The following is a 2,452-nucleotide window of genomic DNA, read 5'->3' as shown; positions in this document are numbered from 1 at the left end:
CGCGGCGGGCATCGGCCTGGGCCTGTCGCTGCGCCAGATGCGCTACCGGATGGCGCGCCTGAACGTCAACGTCGGCGGCGACGCGTCGAACGCCGATCGAGAGTGAGCGGTGGGCGCTGGAGCAGTGGCTGGCTGAGCCGGGCCCGTCGCGCCGTATCGCCGAACTTCGGGCCGCGGCCCGCCGGCACCGACGTCGACCTGGTCGTCGTCCACTCGATCAGCCTGCCCCCGGGCGTGTTCGGCGGCGCTGCCGTCGAGCGGCTGTTCGCCAATGCACTCGACTTCGACGAGCACCCGGCCTTCGACGCGATTCGCGGCATCGAGGTGTCGGCCCACTTCCTTCTGCGCCGCACCGGCGAGCTGGTGCAGTTCGTGTCGTGCGACGACCGGGCCTGGCACGCCGGCGAGTCGACGTGGCGCGGCCGGCCGGGCTGCAACGACTACTCGATCGGCATCGAGCTCGAAGGGCTGGCCGGTGGGCTGTTCGAGCTGGTCCAGTACCGGCGTCTCGCCGCGCTCCTGGCCGACATCGTGGCGCGATACCCTATCACCGACATCGCCGGACACGAGCACATCGCGCCGGGTCGCAAGGACGATCCCGGATCCGGTTTCGACTGGGCCCGTCTGCGCCGCGCCACGCGCCTTCAGAGGCTTCGTTTCCCGCCCTGACGCGGACTCGGGACAAGCGCAATCCACGGCAAGGAAAGCGCCTTTGGAGGAAAATGGCGTTCGTGACTTCTGTACGGGTTCACACGCAATAGGTAGTGCTTGTTGCCCACCGACACCCCAGATATAGTGTCCCGATGGTAAGCTGGATTTCCGAGATCGCCGCCGAGCAGATCCGTCCAGAAGCCAGCCTAGAAGCTCATCCGCCGACACCGGCGGAACCAACAAATTCCTGAGCGCCGCGACGCGCGCCCGGGAGCTCTACAGGGGATTTCATGCAAGCAAGCACCGCCCAGGCGACACCCGCCGTCGTCGCCTCGCTCCGGCCGGCCACCCGCACTGGAGCGGCTTCGTCTGCCTACCAGGGCTATCAGATCCTGCGCCGCAACGGCGCCGTCGTTTCGTTCGAGCCGAACAAGATCGCGGTCGCGCTGATGAAGGCTTTCCTCGCCGTCCACGGCACGCAGGGTGCGGCATCGGCCAGCGTCCGCGAGACGGTCGACGGCCTGACCGAATCCGTGGTCCGCGCCCTGCTGCGCTCGCGGCCCGGTGGCGGCACGTTCCACATCGAGGACGTGCAGGACCAGGTCGAGCTCGGCCTGATGCGCGGCGGCCACCACGAGGTGGCCAGGGCCTACGTCCTCTACCGCGAGCGGCGCGCCCAGGAGCGGGCCAAGCAGGGGGCGGCGCCGGTCATCGCGATCCCGGCACTGATGGTCACCGACCGCGGCAACCGGGTGCCGCTCGACCTCGCCCGCCTGCAAGCCGTGATCGAGTCGGCCTGTGCCGGCCTAGGCGCCGAGGTGCGGCCCGAGCCGATCTTCGCCGAGACGCGGCGCAACCTCTACGACGGCGTGCCGATCGACGAGGTGCACAAGGCGGCGATCCTCGCCGCCCGGACGCTGATCGAGAAGGACCCGGGCTACACCCGTGCCACCGCCCGGCTCCTGCTGCACACGATCCGCCGCGAGATCCTCGGCGAGGAGCTGCTGCAGGCCGACATGGAATCCCGCTACGCGGAGTTCGTCCCGCTTTTCATCAAGAGGGGCGTGGGCGCCGAGCTGCTCGACGACAAGCTGCTCCAGTTCGACCTGGCCCGGCTCGGCGCGGCCCTGAAGGCCGACCGCGACCTGCAGTTCGACTACCTCGGCCTGCAGACCCTCTACGACCGCTACTTCCTGCACATCGAGGAGGCCCGGATCGAGCTGCCGCAGGCCTTCTTCATGCGTGTGGCGATGGGCCTGGCCCTCAACGAGATCGACCGCGAGCAGCGTGCCATCGAGTTCTACGAGGTGCTCTCCACCTTCGACTTCATGAGCTCGACGCCGACCCTGTTCAACGCCGGAACGCGTCGATCGCAGCTCTCGAGCTGCTACCTGACCACGGTCGCGGACGACCTCGACGGGATCTACGAGGCGCTGAAGGAGAACGCGCTGCTGTCCAAGTTCGCCGGCGGCCTGGGCAACGACTGGACCAACGTGCGCGCCCTCGGCAGCCACATCAAGGGCACCAACGGCAAGAGCCAGGGCGTGGTGCCGTTCCTGAAGGTCGTCAACGACACGGCGGTCGCCGTCAACCAGGGCGGCAAGCGCAAGGGCGCCGTCTGCGCCTACCTGGAGACCTGGCACCTCGACATCGAGGAGTTCCTGGAACTGCGCAAGAACACGGGCGACGACCGGCGCCGCACGCACGACATGAACACCGCGAACTGGGTTCCGGACCTGTTCATGAAGCGCGTCATGGAAGGCGGCGAATGGACGCTCTTCTCGCCGAGCACCTGCACCGA

2 protein-coding genes are annotated in these 2,452 nt (G+C 68.4%); both read left to right on the top strand.

Going from position 1 to position 2,452, the window contains the following annotated elements; genetic code table 11:
* Nucleotides 1-102: 102 nt before the first annotated feature.
* Nucleotides 103-669 carry a 1,6-anhydro-N-acetylmuramyl-L-alanine amidase AmpD gene (ampD, locus tag AC30N0_RS16320; protein ID WP_489518952.1) on the top strand — a complete coding sequence of 189 codons (567 nt, stop codon included), beginning with the start codon at nt 103-105 and terminating at the stop codon, nt 667-669.
* A 272-nt stretch (nt 670-941) separates the two neighbouring features.
* On the top strand, nt 942-2,452 hold a 1,511-nt coding region (locus AC30N0_RS16315), incomplete at its 3' end, for a ribonucleotide reductase N-terminal alpha domain-containing protein (RefSeq protein WP_489518951.1).

This window comes from Rhizobacter sp. (assembly GCF_031412495.1).
Lineage (GTDB): Bacteria > Pseudomonadota > Gammaproteobacteria > Burkholderiales > Burkholderiaceae_C > Schlegelella_A.
This window is presented reverse-complemented; position numbering and strand designations above follow the sequence as displayed.